The organism is Streptomyces goshikiensis (assembly GCF_014650555.1).
Taxonomy (GTDB): domain Bacteria; phylum Actinomycetota; class Actinomycetes; order Streptomycetales; family Streptomycetaceae; genus Streptomyces; species Streptomyces goshikiensis.
In genome coordinates this window covers 636,987-650,768 of sequence record NZ_BMVE01000001.1, presented here as the reverse complement: position 1 = coordinate 650,768, position 13,782 = coordinate 636,987, and the positions used below count along the sequence as shown (strand labels likewise).

General features: G+C 68.7%; 12 protein-coding genes. 11 read left to right on the top strand and 1 reads right to left on the bottom strand.

The annotated features are described in order from the left end of the window. Window positions 1-367 precede the first annotated feature (367 nt). The 11 genes from IE248_RS02940 to IE248_RS02890 all read left to right on the top strand — a co-directional run bounded on the left by IE248_RS02940 (window position 368) and on the right by IE248_RS02890 (window position 13,038). Window positions 368-1,993, top strand: coding sequence for a peptide ABC transporter substrate-binding protein (locus IE248_RS02940; protein WP_073773201.1), 1,626 nt, complete (start codon window positions 368-370; stop codon window positions 1,991-1,993). A gap of 94 nt (window positions 1,994-2,087) precedes the next feature. Beyond that, a complete protein-coding gene (locus IE248_RS02935; RefSeq protein WP_073795200.1) occupies window positions 2,088-3,035 on the top strand; it encodes an ABC transporter permease in 948 nt (315 codons plus the stop codon). Beyond that, window positions 3,028-3,987 (top strand): ABC transporter permease, encoded by a 960-nt coding sequence (locus IE248_RS02930; protein WP_100581972.1) that lies wholly within the window; start codon window positions 3,028-3,030, stop codon window positions 3,985-3,987. Before IE248_RS02935 ends, IE248_RS02930 begins: the two co-directional genes overlap by 8 nt. 13 nt (window positions 3,988-4,000) lie before the next feature. Beyond that, window positions 4,001-5,056: an ABC transporter ATP-binding protein gene (locus IE248_RS02925; RefSeq protein WP_073795201.1), complete on the top strand. Its 1,056-nt coding sequence runs from the start codon at window positions 4,001-4,003 to the stop codon at window positions 5,054-5,056. After that, window positions 5,049-6,101: an ABC transporter ATP-binding protein gene (locus IE248_RS02920; protein WP_073795202.1), complete on the top strand. Its 1,053-nt coding sequence runs from the start codon at window positions 5,049-5,051 to the stop codon at window positions 6,099-6,101. Before IE248_RS02925 ends, IE248_RS02920 begins: the two co-directional genes overlap by 8 nt. A 117-nt stretch (window positions 6,102-6,218) precedes the next feature. Beyond that, a complete protein-coding gene (locus IE248_RS02915; protein ID WP_073795203.1) occupies window positions 6,219-7,151 on the top strand; it encodes a GNAT family N-acetyltransferase in 933 nt (310 codons plus the stop codon). A 107-nt stretch (window positions 7,152-7,258) separates the two neighbouring features. Then, window positions 7,259-8,893, top strand: a complete 1,635-nt coding sequence (locus IE248_RS02910; RefSeq protein WP_008737239.1) for a peptide ABC transporter substrate-binding protein — start codon at window positions 7,259-7,261, stop codon at window positions 8,891-8,893. A 30-nt stretch (window positions 8,894-8,923) separates the two neighbouring features. Continuing rightward, window positions 8,924-9,847 carry an ABC transporter permease gene (locus tag IE248_RS02905; protein WP_008737237.1) on the top strand — a complete coding sequence of 308 codons (924 nt, stop codon included), beginning with the start codon at window positions 8,924-8,926 and terminating at the stop codon, window positions 9,845-9,847. Next, on the top strand, window positions 9,840-10,874 hold the full coding sequence (locus IE248_RS02900; protein WP_229895101.1) for an ABC transporter permease: 1,035 nt from the start codon (window positions 9,840-9,842) through the stop codon (window positions 10,872-10,874). The genes IE248_RS02905 and IE248_RS02900 overlap by 8 nt, the downstream gene beginning before the upstream one ends. A 12-nt stretch (window positions 10,875-10,886) precedes the next feature. Beyond that, window positions 10,887-11,861 carry an ABC transporter ATP-binding protein gene (locus tag IE248_RS02895; RefSeq protein WP_037790884.1) on the top strand — a complete coding sequence of 325 codons (975 nt, stop codon included), beginning with the start codon at window positions 10,887-10,889 and terminating at the stop codon, window positions 11,859-11,861. Then, a complete protein-coding gene (locus IE248_RS02890; protein WP_190029886.1) occupies window positions 11,854-13,038 on the top strand; it encodes an ABC transporter ATP-binding protein in 1,185 nt (394 codons plus the stop codon). Before IE248_RS02895 ends, IE248_RS02890 begins: the two co-directional genes overlap by 8 nt. Window positions 13,039-13,057: 19 nt before the next feature. On the opposite strand, the gene IE248_RS02885 is transcribed toward IE248_RS02890, so the two are convergent. After that, window positions 13,058-13,558, bottom strand: coding sequence for a DinB family protein (locus IE248_RS02885; RefSeq protein WP_079195934.1), 501 nt, complete (start codon window positions 13,556-13,558; stop codon window positions 13,058-13,060). Between the last annotated feature and the right edge of the window lie 224 nt (window positions 13,559-13,782).

Sequence of the window (13,782 nt, the reverse complement as noted above, 5' to 3'; positions counted from 1 at the left end):
GTGTGGTGACGGGAGGGGCTGTTCGCGTTTGTCAAGCGGATTATTGCGTTCAGGTGTCCGCATTCCGACCGTGACACTCCGGAAGGTGAGCTAACCGTCCGTTTCGCACGTGTCTGTCTCCTATCCGTTTGTCCGGATTTCGGGTTTTCGCCATGCGGTGATGTTGTGAAAACGAGACCACTTAAGTGTGGTTTACGGTCTGGGCGTCCCTGAGGATGGCTCCATTGAGCTCGGGTCAATGGGTCACGCGCTGTGGGGAGCGCCGACTCACGAGCACACACGATGGGACCGGATTTCGCTGTCAGGGGTGTCAGCGGGAGCCGGGTCCTTCACGTATCGACAGTGACTCCTGAGGAGGCAATTACCCATGCGCGGAGCAACGAGCGCCAAGTGGGTCGCGGGTGCCGTCGTCGTGGCGATGGCCGCTACGGCTTGCAGCACCAGCAAGGACTCTGACTCCGCCGGCAAGTCCGGCGGCAACATCACCGTGGTGCTCGGCGAGCCGCAGCACGGCCTGGTGGGTCAGAACACCGCCGAGTCGGAGGGCGCGGAGGTTCTCCACGCGCTCTTCACCGGTCTGGTCGACTACGACAACAAGACCAACGAGCCGAAGCTCGCGGTCGCCGAGGCGATCGACACCACGGACTCGAAGACGTGGACGATCAAGCTGAAGGACGGCTACACGTTCCACAACGGCGAGAAGGTCGACGCGCAGTCGTTCGTCCGCGCCTGGAACTGGGGCGCCAACCAGGACAACGCCGCTGAGGGCCTGCCCTTCTTCGACAAGATCGAGGGCTCCGAGGAGCTGGCGCCGGGCAAGGACAAGAAGCCCACCGCCACCGAGCTCAAGGGTCTGAAGGTCGTCGACGAGAAGACCTTCACCGTCACGCTGAAGGCTCCGTTCTCCCAGTTCAAGACCATGCTGGGCTACAACGCCTTCTACCCGCTGCCGAAGGCGTTCGAAGCCGACCCGAAGAAGTTCGGCGAGGCCCCGATCGGCAACGGTGCCTTCCAGATGGACGGCGCGTGGGACCACAACAAGCAGATCAAGGTCAAGCGCTACGACAAGTACCCGGCCGAGGGCCGCGCGAAGCTCGAAGGCGTCACCTTCAAGATCTACGACAACCTGGACACCGCGTACAACGACCTGCGCGCCGACAACATCCAGATCGTCGACAAGCTCCCCGTGTCCGCGCTCGCCACCGTCTCCCAGGAGTTCGGCGACCGCTACATCTACAAGCCCGAGTCGGGCGTGGGCTACCTCGGTCTGCCGCTGGCCACCAACCCGGAGGCGTTCGGCAAGATCGAGATCCGGAAGGCCATCTCGATGGCCATCGACCGGGACGCCATCACGAAGACCATCTTCAACGGCACCCGCAAGCCGGCCGACGACTTCATCAACCCCATCATTCCGGGCTACCGCAAGGGCGCCCTCGGCGAGGTCGGCACCTACAACCCGACCAAGGCCAAGGAACTGTGGACCCAGGCGGGCGGTGTTCCGGGCAACAAGATCGAGCTCGGTTACAACGCCGACGGTGGCCACAAGGAGTGGATCGAGGCCGTCGCCAACCAGCTGAAGGCGAACCTCGGCGTCGACGTCACGGCCAAGCCGTACGCCAAGTTCGGCGACATGCTGGACGACCTCCAGGCGAAGAAGTACAAGGGCGCCTTCCGTATGGCGTGGTCCATGGACTACCCGGCGGCCGAGAACTACCTGCGTCCGATCTTCTCGAAGGTCGCGATCGAGACCGGCTCCAACTACGGCGGCTATGTCAACGAGGAGTTCGAGACCACCATGGCGGAGGCCGACAAGGCCACCGACCCGGCCGAGGGCCTGAAGCTGTACCAGAAGGCCGATGACATCGTCATCAAGGACCTTCCGTACATCCCGGTCTTCACCTACATGTCTTCTTCGGCCTACTCCAAGTCCGTGAAGAACGTCGAGATCGACGCCCAGGGCCGTATGGACCTGGCCAAGGTCGAGCTCAACTAACACCCCTCTTCACCAAGGGGACACAGGGGGCGGGCAGACGGAATCAGGTTTCCGTGTGCCCGCCCTATCCCCTGTTCTTCATGTTGGAGGTCTGATGGGCCGCTACCTCATCCGCCGACTCATACAGGCGATCCCTGTACTGCTCGGTGCCACGTTCCTGATCTACCTGCTCACGTTCGCCATGCCGGGCGCTGACCCGATCCAGCTCCTCGCGGGCGAGAAGAAGGCAGACCCCCTCGTCGCGGCGATGCTGCGCGAGAAGTACCACCTCGACGACCCGTTCCTGCTGCAGTACTGGAACTACATCACCGGCGTCTTCCAGGGCGACTTCGGTGAGACCCTGTCCGGTCGCAAGGTCCTCGACATGATCACCGAGGCCTTCCCGTACACGATGAACCTCGCCATCGTCGCCTTCGTCATCGAAGCGATCGTCGGTGTCGTGGCCGGCATCATGGCTGCCCTGCGCCGCGGCAAGTTCATCGACCAGCTGGTGCTGATCTCCACCCTGCTCGTCATCTCGATCCCGGTCTTCGTCACCGGTTTCGTGCTCCAGCTGACGCTCGGCGTCAAGCTCAAGAACGAGTGGGGCATCGACTTCTTCTCCCCCTCCTTCAACGAGGCCGACGGGTTCCGCGCCTACCTCCTCCCGGCGTTCGTGCTCGCCTCGACGTCCCTCGCGTACGTGGCACGGCTGACGCGTACGAGCCTGATGGAGACGATGCGCGCGGACTACGTCCGCACCGCCACGGCCAAGGGCCTGCCCCGGCGCCGCGTCGTCGTGAACCACGGTCTGCGCAACGCCATGATCCCGATCGTCACCTTCCTCGGCGCCGACCTCGGTGGCCTGATGGGTGGTGCGGTCATCACGGAGCGCATCTTCAACATCCACGGAGTCGGCGGCCTGCTCGCCAAGTCCGTGTATCTGAAGGAAGGCGCGGTCGTGGTCGGCGGTGTGACGCTGCTCGTCCTCGTCTACCTCATCGCCAACTTGATCGTGGACCTGCTCTACGCCGTGCTCGACCCGAGGATCCGCTATGCGTGACACAACTACGGTGGAGGACTCGATGACCGACACCCAGATCGCCGGAGCCCCCTCCGCCGGCGCCGTGGTCTCCAAGGGCGGCCGCAAGAAGAAGAAGGACCGCGAGGCGAGCCTCTGGTCCGACGCCATCGACGACCTGCGCCGCAACCCGGTCTTCCTGATCGGCGCGTTCCTCGTCCTGTGCCTGCTGGTCATCTCGGCCGTGCCGCAGTGGTTCACCGACGGCAGCCCGTTCGACAGCACCGCCTGCGTCCTCCAGGACTCGCTCAAGACGCCGTCCGCCGAGCACTGGTTCGGCTACGACATCCAGGGCTGCGACGTCTACACCCGTACGGTGTGGGCCGCCCGCAACTCCGTGATCGTCGGCATCGTCACGACCACCCTGGTGACCGTCATCGGCGGCGCGCTCGGTCTGCTGGCCGGCTGGACCGGCGGCATCGTGGACAGCATCCTGTCCCGCTTCACCGAGATCTTCTTCGCGATCCCGCTGCTCCTCGGCGGCATGCTCATCATGTCGGCCCTGCCGGGCAACGCCTGGACGGTCTCCCTGGTGCTCGCGATCCTCGGCTGGCCCCAGATCTTCCGCATCATGCGGTCGTCGGTGCTGCAGAACAAGAACAACGACTACGTCGTTGCCGCCCGCGCCCTCGGCGCCGGGACCCTGCGCATCACCCTGCGCCACATCCTGCCGAACGCCATCGCCCCCGTCATCGTGGTCGGTGCGATCAGCCTGGGTGTCTACATCTCCGCCGAGGCGGCCCTGTCGTACCTCGGCATCGGTGTCCAGCCCCCCGAGATCTCCTGGGGCCTGATGGTCAGCGACGCCTCCGTGCGCTGGCTCCAGGCACCGCATGTGCTGCTGTTCCCGGCCGTCGCGCTGAGCATCACCGTGCTCGCGTTCATCATGGTCGGCGACGCGGTGCGCGACGCCCTCGACCCGAAGCTGCGCTGAGGAAGGGCGTACGTTGACCATCATCGACAAGACCTCGAACGTCCCCGCGCCCCGTTCGGCGCCGGAGGGGACCCCCCTGCTCGAAGTGCGCGACCTGCACGTCGAGTTCCACACCCGCGACGGTGTCGCCAAGGCCGTGAACGGTGTCTCGTACTCCGTGAGCGCGGGCGAGACCCTCGCCGTCCTCGGCGAGTCCGGTTCCGGCAAGTCCGTGACGGCGCAGGCCATCATGGGCATCCTGGACATGCCCCCGGGCAAGATCCCGCACGGCGAGATCCTGTTCCAGGGCACCGACCTGCTCAAGCTGCCGGCCGAGGAGTTCCGCAAGGTCCGCGGTTCGAAGATCGCCATGATCTTCCAGGACGCGCTGTCCTCGCTGAACCCGGTTCACACCGTCGGCGCCCAGCTCGGCGAGATGTTCCGCGTCCACCGCGGGATGTCCAAGAAGGACGCCACGGCCAAGGCCGTCGAGCTCATGGACCGCGTGAAGATCCCCGCCGCCAAGGCGCGCGTGGGTGACTACCCGCACCAGTTCTCCGGCGGTATGCGCCAGCGCATCATGATCGCCATGGCGATGGCCCTGGAGCCCGACCTGATCATCGCCGACGAGCCCACCACGGCTCTCGACGTGACGGTCCAGGCCCAGGTCATGGACCTGCTCGCGGAGCTCCAGCGCGAGATGAACATGGGCCTCATCCTGATCACCCACGACCTCGGCGTCGTCGCCGACGTCGCGGACAAGATCGCCGTCATGTACGGCGGCCGGATCGTCGAGACCGCCCCGGTCCACGAGATCTACAGCCGCCCCGCGCACCCGTACACGCGCGGCCTGCTCGACTCGATCCCGCGCCTGGACCAGAAGGGCCAGGAGCTCTACGCGATCAAGGGCCTGCCGCCCAACCTGCTGAACATCCCGAGCGGCTGCGCGTTCAACCCGCGCTGCCCGAAGGCCCAGGACATCTGCCGCACCGACGTGCCGGTCCTGCACTCGGTCACCGAGCAGGACGGCACCGAGATGCCGGGCCGCGGCAGCGCGTGCCACTTCTGGAAGGAGCAGCTCCATGGCTGAGCTCACCAAGAACGCCACCGAGCGCGAGCCGATCCTCCAGGTGCGCAACCTGGTCAAGCACTTCCCGCTGACCCAGGGCATCCTGTTCAAGAAGCAGGTCGGCGCGGTCAAGGCCGTCGACGGGGTCTCCTTCGACCTCTACCGCGGTGAGACCCTCGGCATCGTCGGCGAGTCCGGCTGTGGCAAGTCCACCGTCGCCAAGCTGCTGATGAGCCTGGAGAAGGCCACCGCCGGCGAGGTCTTCTACAAGGGCCAGGACATCACCAAGCTGTCCGGCAAGGCCCTGAAGGCCGTCCGCCGCAACATCCAGATGGTGTTCCAGGACCCGTACACCTCGCTGAACCCGCGCATGACGGTCGGCGACATCATCGGCGAGCCCTTCGAGATCCACCCCGAGGTGGCCCCGAAGGGCGACCGGCGCCGCAAGGTCCAGGAGCTCCTGGACGTCGTGGGCCTGAACCCGGAGTACATCAACCGGTACCCGCACCAGTTCTCCGGCGGCCAGCGCCAGCGCATCGGCATCGCCCGCGGCCTCGCGCTCAACCCGGAGATCATCATCTGCGACGAGCCGGTCTCCGCGCTCGACGTGTCGGTGCAGGCCCAGGTCATCAACCTGATGGAGAAGCTCCAGGACGAGTTCGACCTGTCCTACGTCTTCATCGCGCACGACCTCTCGATCGTCCGGCACATCTCGGACCGCGTGGGCGTCATGTACCTCGGGAAGATGGCCGAGATCGGCTCCGACGCCGAGATCTACGAGCACCCGACGCACCCCTACACCCAGGCGCTGCTGTCGGCCGTCCCGGTCCCGGACCCGGGCGCCCGCGAGGGCCGCGAGCGGATCATCCTCACCGGTGACGTCCCCTCGCCGGCCAACCCGCCGTCGGGCTGCCGCTTCCGCACCCGCTGCTGGAAGGCGGAGGAGCGCTGCGCCACGGAGGAGCCGCTGCTGGCGATCCCGTCGCGCTTCCACGGCGTGAACACCCCGGCCGCGCACGAGTCGGCCTGCCACTTCGCGGAGGAGAAGGCCATCCTGGCCGTCTGATCCCGCACGGCGGTACGCAGTCCCGGCAGCGCCCGGGACCGGAGGAATCCGGTCCCGGGCGCTGCCCGTTCCGCAACCCGGTTGCGTACGGGGCGGGGCCGGGCCGAGGGTGGGGGCATGTCCTTCATCGTCCGACCCGCCGGGCCCGGTGACGCGGCCGACATCTGCGCCCTGCTCAACGCCGTTGACGTGGCCGAGATCGGCAGACCGGAGACGGACCTCGCCGCCGTCGAGGCCGACCTCAACCATCCCGACGTGGACCTGGCCACCGACTCCTGGCTCGCCTTCCAGGACGGCCGGCTCCTGGCCTACGCCCTGGTCTGGGCGGACTCCGGCCCCGGCCGCGTCGACTGCGACCACTACGTCCTGCCCGGCCACCCCGGGGCCGCCGCCGCGCTGTTGGACCGGATGGCGGTGCGCGCCCGCGCCATGGGCGGCGCCGCCGGGCCGGGCGTGCTGCGGCTCCAGCTCAACGTGCGGCCCACCCTCGACCTCGCGCTGCTGACCGCCCGCGGCTACCGCACCGTGCGCCGCCACCAGGTGATGACGCGGGCGCTGGAGCGCGCGGCCGACCTCCCGCCGGCGCCGCCCGAGGGCCTCACCCTGCGCCACTGCGCCACCGACGAGGCCGACCGGCGCCGCGCCCACGCCCTCGTCGAGGAGACCTTCGCCGCCCACTTCGGCCATGTGGACCGCGCGTACGAGCCCTGGCTTGACCACCTCGACGCCCGCGACCTCGACTGGTCGCTGGTGTGGATCGCGAGCCTGGCCGGCCACGGCGACGCGGCGGTCCTGCTCACCCGCGACGACCGCACCAGCATGGGCTGGGTCAGCCACATCGGCGTACGGAAGGAACTGCGCGGCCGCGGCGTCGGCGGATTCCTGCTGCGCCACGGCTTCGCCGCGTACGCGGCGCGCGGCCGGGACACCATCGGTCTGGGCGTGGACGTCCACAACGAGACCGGCGCGCTCGGGCTCTACGAGGCGCACGGCATGCGCCTGCACTACGCGGTCGACACCTGGGAGCTGGCGTTGCACCCGCAGGGGTGACAGGCGGGGGACGCGAGGGTGCAATCGGCCGAACCGTGAGTGCTCGGCGCCCCACATAGGGTGACATGGGGCCCAAGTGAGTCTTGGGATCCATGAGGAGGCACTCCATGCGCGGAGCCACCCACGCCAAGTGGGCCGCATGTGCGGTGGCCGTCGCCCTCGCGGCGACGGCCTGCGGCGGCGGTAGCGACGGCGGCGGAGGCGGTGGCGGCGGCGCGGGGGTCGTCAGCTCCTCGTGGGGTGACCCGCAGAACCCGCTGGAGCCGGCCAACACCAACGAGGTGCAGGGCGGCAAGGTCCTCGACATGCTCTTCCGGGGCCTGAAGCGGTACGACCCGAAGACCGGCGCGGCCCTCAACATGATCGCCGACAAGATCGACACGACGGACAGTCAGAACTTCACCATCACCCTGAAGGACGGGTGGAAGTTCAGCAACGACGAGCCGGTCACGGCCCAGTCCTTCGTGGACGCCTGGAACTACGGCGCCGACGTGCGCAACAAGCAGAACAACTCCCCGTTCTTCTCCGACATCGTCGGCTACGCGGACGTACACCCCGCCTCCGGTGAGCCCAAGGCCAAGACGATGTCCGGACTGGTCGTCAAGGACCCCAAGACCTTCACGGTCGCCCTGAAGAACAAGTTCTCCACCTGGCCCGAGACCCTCGGCTACCAGGCCTTCTCCCCGCTGCCCAAGGCCTTCTTCACCGACCACGCCGGCTGGCTGAACAAGCCGGTCGGCAACGGCCCGTACCTGGTGGACTCGTACACCAAGGGCACCGGCATGAAGCTGCGCACCTGGAGCGGCTACCCGGGCCCCGACAAGGCGCTGAACAGCGGAGTCGACCTCAAGGTCTACACCGACAACAACACCGCCTACACGGACCTGATCTCCGGGAACCTCGACCTCGTCGACGACGTTCCCGCGCAGCAGCTCAAGAACGTCAAGAACGACCTCGGCGACCGGTACATCAACCAGCCGGCCCTGATCATCCAGACCCTCACCTTCCCGCTGTACGACCCGCAGTGGAGCAAGGAGGGCATGGAGAACGTCCGCCGCGGCATCTCCATGGCGATCAACCGCGACGAGATCACCAAGCAGATCTTCCGCGAGACCCGCACCCCCGCCAAGGACTGGACCTCCCCGGCCCTCGGCCAGAAGGGCGGCTTCAGCGCCACGCTCTGCGGCGACGCCTGCAAGTACGACCCGGCCGCGGCCAAGAAGCTCATCCAGGACGCCGGCGGGCTCCCCGGCGGCAAGGTCACGCTGACCTCCAACGTGGACACCGGCTCGCACCGCGACTGGATGGACGCCGTCTGCAACAGCATCAACAACGCGCTCGGCGAGGGCCCGGTCTGCACGGTCAACCCGGTCGGCACCTTCGCCGACTTCCGCAACCAGCAGAGCTCCTTCAAGCTGACCGGCCCCTTCCGCTCCGGCTGGCAGGCCGACTACCCGCTGATCCAGAACTTCCTCCAGCCGCTCTACTACACCGGCGCCTCCTCCAACTACGGGAAGTTCAGCAACCCGGACTTCGACAAGCTCGTCGACGAGGCCAACCAGGAAAGCGACGCGGCCAAGGCCATCACCAAGTTCCAGGACGCCGAGAAGATCCTCGTCCAGCAGATGCCGTCCATCCCGCTCTGGTACCAGAACGGCAGCGCAGGCTACGCCGAACGCCTCACCGACGTGGCGCTCAACCAGTTCAGCGTCCCCGTCTACAACGAGATCAAGGTCAGCTGACCCACCGTCGGATCGATCCTGGAGCAGTCCATGGGACGTTATGTGATCCGGCGGCTGCTCCAGATGATCCCGGTGTTCATCGGCAGCACGTTCCTGATCTTCTTCATGGTGTACGCGCTCGGCGACCCCGTCGCGGCCCTCTTCGGCGACAAGGCGCCCGACCCGGCCACCGCGGCGCGCATCCGCAAGGACCTCTACCTCGACCGCCCCCTGTGGCAGCAGTACCTCCACTACATGGGCCAGATCTTCCAGGGCGACTTCGGCACCGCCTTCAACGGCCAGCCCGTCACCGAGCTGATGGCCTCCGCCTTCCCCGTCACCCTGCGCCTGACCCTCGTCGCGATCTTCTTCGAGATCGTCATCGGCATCACCCTCGGCGTGATCAGCGGCCTGCGCCGCGGCAAGTCCGTCGACACCTCCGTGCTGGTGCTCACCCTCGTCGTCATCTCGGTGCCGACCTTCGTGACGGGCTACCTGCTCCAGTACCTCTTCGGCGTCAAATGGGGCTGGGTGCGCCCCACCGTCTCCCCGGACGCCCCCCTGAACGAGCTGATCCTGCCCGGCATCGTCCTCGCGCTGGTCTCCCTCGCCTACGTCACCCGGCTCTCGCGCACCTCCATCGCCGAGAACGTCAAGGCCGACTACGTCCGCACCGCCACCGCCAAGGGCCTGCCGCGCCACCGGGTCGTCACCCGGCACCTGCTGCGCAACTCCCTCATCCCGGTCGTCACCTTCATCGGCACCGACATCGGCGCGCTGATGGGCGGCGCCATCGTCACCGAGCGGATCTTCAACATCCACGGCGTCGGCTACCAGCTCTACCAGGGCATCCTGCGCAACAACTCGCCGACGGTCGTCGGCTTCGTGACCATCCTCGTCATCGTCTTCCTGGTGGCGAACCTGCTCGTCGACCTGCTCTACGCGGTCCTGGACCCGAGGATCCGTTATGCCTGAGCCGGAGCGGCCGGAGCCGCCCGAGCGCTACGAGCCCCCCGCCTACGACCCGCTGCAGCCCGGAAAGGGAGAAGCCATCGCGCCCACCGGCCAGGGAGGGCCCATAGACCTCGCGCTGGACGAGGCCGAAAGCCTCGAAAAGCCCCTGGGCGACGACCCCACCGGGCCCGGGCCGCGGGAGAAGGCCCGCTCGCTGTGGTCCGACGCCTGGCACCAGCTGCGCCGCAACCCCGTCTTCGTCATCGCCTCGCTGGTGATCCTCTTCCTCGTGGTCATCTCCATCTGGCCACAGCTCATCGCCAGCGGCGACCCGCTCCAGTGCGAGCTGTCCAAGTCCCAGCAGGGCGCTGAGCCCGGCCACCCCTTCGGCTACGACACCCAGGGCTGCGACGTCTACACCCGCACCGTCTACGGAGCCCGCGCCTCCATCACCGTCGGCATCTGCGCCACCGTCGGCGCGGCCCTGCTCGGCTCGGCCCTCGGCGGGCTCGCCGGGTTCTTCGGCGGCTGGGGCGACTCGCTGCTCTCCCGGGTCGCCGACATCTTCTTCGGCATCCCCGTCGTCCTCGGCGGCCTCGTCTTCCTGTCCGTCGTCACCAGCACCACCGTCTGGCCGGTCGTCGGCTTCATCGTGCTGCTCGGCTGGCCGCAGCTCGCCCGCATCGCCCGCGGCTCGGTCATCACCGCCAAACAGAACGACTACGTCCAGGCCGCCCGGGCCCTCGGCGCCGGGAACGGCCGGATGCTGCTGCGGCACGTGGCCCCCAACGCGGTCGCGCCCGTCATCGTCGTCGCCACCATCGCCCTGGGCACGTACATCGCCCTGGAGGCCACCCTGTCCTTCCTCGGCGTGGGCCTGCGCCCGCCCACCGTCTCCTGGGGCATCGACATCTCCAACGCCGCCTCCCAGATCCGCAACGCCCCGCACATGCTGCTCTACCCGGCCGGCGCGCTGAGCATCACCGTGCTCGCCTTCATCATGCTCGGCGACGCGGTGCGCGACGCCCTCGACCCCAAGCTGCGCTGAGGAGTGGGCACCATGCTGCTCGAAGTCCGCGACCTCCACGTGGAGTTCCGTACGCGGGACGGGGTCGCCAAGGCCGTCAACGGCGTCAACTACTCGGTGGCCGAGGGCGAGACCCTCGCCGTGCTCGGCGAGTCCGGCTCGGGCAAATCGGTGACCGCCCAGGCCGTGATGGGCATCCTCGACACGCCGCCGGGCCGGATCGCGGGCGGCGAGATCCTGTTCAAGGGCAAGGACCTCCTGAAGATGAAGGAGGACGAGCGCCGCAAGATCCGCGGCGCCGGCATGGCCATGATCTTCCAGGACGCGCTGTCCTCGCTGAACCCGGTGCTCAGCGTGGGCGCGCAACTCGGCGAGATGTACGAGGTCCACCGCGGGATGTCCCGCAAGGCCGCCCGGGCCAAGGCCGTCGAGCTGATGGAGCGGGTGAGGATCCCGGCGGCCAGGGAACGCGTGGGGGACTACCCGCACCAGTTCTCGGGCGGCATGCGCCAGCGCATCATGATCGCCATGGCGCTGGCCCTGGAACCCTCCCTGATCATCGCCGACGAGCCCACGACCGCACTGGACGTCACCGTGCAGGCCCAGGTGATGGACCTGCTCGCCGAGCTCCAGCGCGAGCTGAACATGGGCCTCATCCTGATCACCCACGACCTCGGGGTCGTCGCCGACGTCGCCGACAAGATCGCCGTCATGTACGCGGGCCGGATCGTCGAGTCGGCGCCCGTCCACGAGATCTACGCCGCCCCCGCCCACCCGTACACGCGCGGCCTGCTCGACTCGATCCCGCGTCTGGACCAGAAGGGCCAGGAGCTCTACGCGATCAAGGGCCTGCCGCCGAACCTCCTCGCCATCCCGCCCGGCTGCGCCTTCAACCCGCGCTGCCCGATGGCCCGGGCCGCCTGCCGGGCCGAGGTGCCGCCGCTGGCGGAGGTCGCCCCGGACCGCGCCAGCGCGTGCTTCTTCTGGAAGGAGTGCGTCGGTGCCTGAGCCGATCCTCGAAGTGCGCGACCTCGTCAAGCACTACCCGCTGACGCAGGGCATCCTCTTCCGGAGGCAGATCGGCGCGGTCAAGGCCGTCGACGGGGTCTCCTTCGAGCTGCGGGCCGGTGAGACCCTCGGCATCGTCGGCGAGTCCGGTTGCGGCAAGTCCACCGTCGCCAAGATGCTGGTCAACCTGGAACGCCCGACCGCCGGCTCGATCGCTTACAAGGGCGAGGACATCACCAAGCTGTCCGGCCGCGCGCTGAAGGCCGTCCGCCGCAACATCCAGATGGTGTTCCAGGACCCGTACACCTCGCTGAACCCGCGCATGACGGTCGGCGACATCATCGGCGAGCCCTTCGACATCCACCCCGAGGTGGCGCCCAAGGGCGACCGGCGCCGCAAGGTCCAGGAGCTGCTGGACGTCGTCGGCCTGAACCCGGAGTACATCAACCGCTACCCGCACCAGTTCTCCGGCGGCCAGCGCCAGCGCATCGGCATCGCCCGCGGCCTGGCCCTGCGGCCGGAGATCATCGTCGCGGACGAGCCGGTCTCCGCGCTGGACGTCTCCGTCCAGGCCCAGGTGGTCAACCTGCTGGCGCGGCTGCAGAGCGAATTCCGGCTGTCCTACGTCTTCATCGCGCACGACCTCTCGATCGTCCGGCACATCTCCGACCGGGTGGGCGTGATGTACCTCGGCCGGGTCGTGGAGATCGGCACCGACACCCAGATCTACGACCACCCCACCCACCCGTACACCCAGGCCCTGCTCTCGGCGGTGCCCGTCCCGGACCCGCTGGCCCGCGCCCACCGCGAACGGATCATCCTCACCGGGGACGTCCCCTCGCCGGCCAATCCGCCGTCGGGCTGCCCCTTCCGCACCCGTTGCTGGAAGGCGGAGGAGCGCTGCGCGAAGGAGGTCCCGCTGCTGGCGGTCCCGGAGGCGTTCCGGCCGGAGGGGGCGGCGGATCCGGCGGCGGACCGGGCGGCGGACCGGGCGGCGGACCCGGCGGTGGAGCCGGCGGCCGGCCGGACGGCCCATCCGGCGGCCCACCCCTCGGCCTGCCACTTCGCCGCCGAGAAGCGGGTGGTCCCGGGGCCGGGGGACCTCGCGGCGCCGCCCGCGCCCCCGCCGGTCCGGCCGGACGGCCCCGATGTGCCCGGTTCGCCGTCGAAGGAGTAGCCGGGGCCCGCGCCCCCGGTCAGTCCGGCAGCAGTCCCAGCTGGCCCACGTGGGCCAGGGAGTCCGCCAGCTGGGCGGCCAGCCGGACCTCCACGGACTCGGCCGTGCCGAGCGTCGGGCTCGGGGCGGTCCGGGCCAGGTCCCCGGCCGGGGCCGCCGCCAGGTAGCCCTCCACCCTGTCGTGTACGGCGTCCAGGTAGCCCAGCAGCACCGCCGCGCCGGGGGCGTCCGCGCCCCGGAAGGCGGCCGCCTCGGCGGGCGTGTGCCCGTAGCCGGTGTCCGAGGGGTCCGCCGGGCGGCCGAAACGCGCCGCCCAGCCCTGCTCCACGTACACCTGGGGGAGCCCGGCGAGCTCGGACAGGTTCCGGTCCTGGCCGCGCGCGACGTGCCAGACGAGCCAGGCGGCGCTGTTCGCGTCCGGCCCGGGCTCCCGGCCGAGCGCCCCGGCATCGACCATCCGGGTGAGTTCCGCCCGTACCTGTCGGAACATCAGCAGCGCCAGCCCCTGCCAACCGCTCATTTCTCGCCACCCCCGAAAACCGCTGTGAACCCTGCCGTCACCACCGTAACTCGGTTTACACGGTGGCAACTTGACCGTTTCTGTCCCGAGATCTGGCCCGTGCAGCCTGGCTGACGTGCGGCCGTGCGGGTGCCGACAGCCGGCCGGGAGGTGAACGAGCCCCCCGGCCGGCCTTTCCGTGCTCCTGAACATGCGCGGCATGCGCCCCTCGTGCTGCCGGATTT